General features: G+C 71.8%; 2 protein-coding genes. One reads left to right on the top strand and one right to left on the bottom strand.

Annotated features, from left to right (window positions below; translation table 11 throughout):
* The coding region (locus E1293_RS46195; protein ID WP_243717561.1) for a glycoside hydrolase family 10-like protein at positions 1-1,281 on the bottom strand (1,281 nt) is incomplete at its 3' end.
* 188 nt (positions 1,282-1,469) lie between these two features.
* On the opposite strand from E1293_RS46195, the gene E1293_RS46190 reads away from it, so the two are divergent.
* A complete protein-coding gene (locus E1293_RS46190) occupies positions 1,470-2,486 on the top strand; it encodes an Rv2578c family radical SAM protein (protein WP_207939524.1) in 1,017 nt (338 codons plus the stop codon).
* The last annotated feature ends 152 nt before the right edge of the window (positions 2,487-2,638 follow it).

Raw genomic sequence — 2,638 nt, 5'->3', positions numbered from 1 at the left:
TCCCCGCCCGCCGCGGCGGGCGGGGACGGGCTGGATGGCGGGGCGGCCGTAGTGGTCGTCGCGGAGGCGTTCGGCGAACCCGCGGCGGTTGGCGGCGATGTCGGAGGCGCTGAAGAACACGTCGCCGCTGATCTGCGGGTACTTGGCGTTCAGGGTGAGGTGGCGGGACAGTTCGGCGGGCTTCTTCCAGGCGGCGTCCTCGCCGACGCGGTAGGCGGCCTGTCCGATGGTGAGCTGCACGCCGGTGCCCTGCACCTGCCGGGCCCACCAGGCGGCGAGCTTGGCGTAGTCGGCGCGGGGGTCGCCGATGGTCCAGTACAGCTGGGGGGTGACGTAGTCGAGCCACCCCTTCTTGATCCAGGTGCGGGTGTCGGCGTAGATGTCGTCGTAGCTCTGCAGGGCGCTGGTGGGCGACCCGCCGGGGTCGCTGGACTTGTTGCGCCACACGCCGAACGGGCTGATGCCGAACTGCACCCAGGGTTTGGCCTTGTGGATCGAGGCCGACAGGGACTGGACGAGGGTGTCGACGTTCTTGCGGCGCCAGTCGGCGCGTTTCATGCCCTTGCCGTAGGCCTTGTAGGCGGCGTCGTCGGGGAAGTCGCCTTCCTCGGGGTAGGGGTAGAAGTAGTCGTCGAAGTGGACGGCGTCGATGTCGTACTTGCCGACGACGTCCATGACGGCCTTGGTGGCCAGGTCGCGGACCTGCGGCAGTCCCGGGTCGTACCACAGGCCCTCGCCGTACTTGCGGACCCAGTCGGGGTGCTTGCGGGCGGGGCTCTTGGGCGACAGCTTCTTCAGGTCGTCGTGGCGGGAGACGCGGTAGGGGTTGAACCAGGCGTGGAACTCCAGGTTGCGGGCGTGGGCCTCCTTGAGCATGAACGCCAGGACGTCGTAGCCGGGGTCCTTGCCCTGCGTGCCGGTGATCCACTGCGACCACGGCTCGTAGGGCGAGTCGTAGAAGGCGTCGGAGTTGGGGCGGATCTGCATGAACACGGCGTTCATGTTCATCGCCTTGGCGGTGTCCAGGAGCCGGGTGAACTGCTTCTTCTGCTCGGCCGCGGAGGCGCCGGGCTCCTTGGGCCAGTCGGTGTTGCCGACGCTGGCGATCCACATGCCGCGCACCTGCCGGCCCTTGGTGCCGTCCGGCGCGGGGGTCGATGGGCATTCGGCCTTCGCGCCGGGCGGGACGGGCCCGCCGGCGTCGCGTCCGCCGCCGAGGGTGGTGATGCCGCAGGCCGCGAGCGCGCCCGCCGCGGCTCCCGCCGTCAACGCCGCCGTCACTGCCCGGGTCCTGGATCGCCATGCCATAGCGGCCCATTGTTACGCACCCGTAGCGATGCCACGTACGAAACCGCGATGCCCGTGTGATCCCGTGTCGTCCCGTTTCACCCGGTCCCCGCGTTGCGATCTTCGAACACGCGTTCCATACTGGCCGGACGTTCGATCGTTCACGTGTTCGAGGAGGCGGGGTGCGCTGGGACCACCTGCGGCTGGACGGCGACGACCCCGGGCCCGCGCCGCCGCTGATCGAGCGGCGCGCGGTGGCGCGCACGTTCGACACCCCGGAGTTCCGCGGCATGACCTTCTACGAGGTGCACGCCAGGACGGTGATCAACAAGCTCCCGGAGGCGTCCCGGATGCCGTTCCGCTGGACGATCAACCCCTACCGGGGCTGCTCCCATGCCTGTTCCTACTGCTTCGCCCGGAAAAGCCACGAATACCTGGATCTGGATGCGGGGGCGGACTTCGACTCGCGGATCGTGGTGAAGGTGAACGCCGCCGACCGCGTCCGGGCGGAGCTGGCGGCGCCGCGGTGGCGGGGCGAGCACATCGCGATGGGCACCAACGTCGACTGCTACCAGCGTGCCGAGGGCCGCTACCGGCTGATGCCGGGCATCCTGGCGGCGCTGTCGGACGCGGCCAACCCGTTCTCGATCCTGACCAAGGGGTCGCTGATCCTGCGCGACCTGCCGCTCCTGCGGGAGGCGGCGGCCCGCACCCGGGTGAGCACCGCGGTGTCGGTCGGCTCGGTCGACCGCGACCTGTGGCGGCTGGTGGAGCCGGGCACCCCGCCGCCGCGCCGCCGGCTGGAGGTGTGCGCGGCGCTGAACGAGGCGGGCGTCGGCTGCAGCGTGCTGATGGGGCCGGTCATCCCCTACTTGTCGGACTCCCCCGCCCAACTGGAGGCGGCGGTCCGGCAGATCGCCGACGCAGGCGCGACATCGGTGTCGGCGATCACGCTGCATCTGCGGCCGGGGGCCCGCGAGTGGTTCATGGCGTGGCTGCGCGAGCACCACCCGGGCCTGGTCGTCCCGTACGCGCGCCTGTACCGCGGCGGCGCCTACGCGCCGCGCGAGTACCAGGAGACGATCTCCCGCCGGGTCCGGGACCTGGCGGCGCGGTACGGCGTCGGCGACCGCGCGGAGCACCGCCCCGCCCCTCCTCCACCGCCGCCCGCACGCCCGCAGCAGCTCACGATCCCGTGACCCGCCGCGCCGCGCGCCGCTCGGCGCGCCGGGCACGGCCGGGCCTCGGGCAGCGCTGACCGGAAGCGACCGCCGCCGGCCAGGGCCGGATCAGTCAGGCGGGATGGGTGAAGTTCGCCGCCCTCTCCCCCCGATCTGTCCCCGAGATGGCC

The sequence above is a fragment of the Actinomadura darangshiensis genome (assembly GCF_004349235.1).
GTDB classification, from domain to species: domain Bacteria; phylum Actinomycetota; class Actinomycetes; order Streptosporangiales; family Streptosporangiaceae; genus Spirillospora; species Spirillospora darangshiensis.
This window is presented reverse-complemented; position numbering and strand designations above follow the sequence as displayed.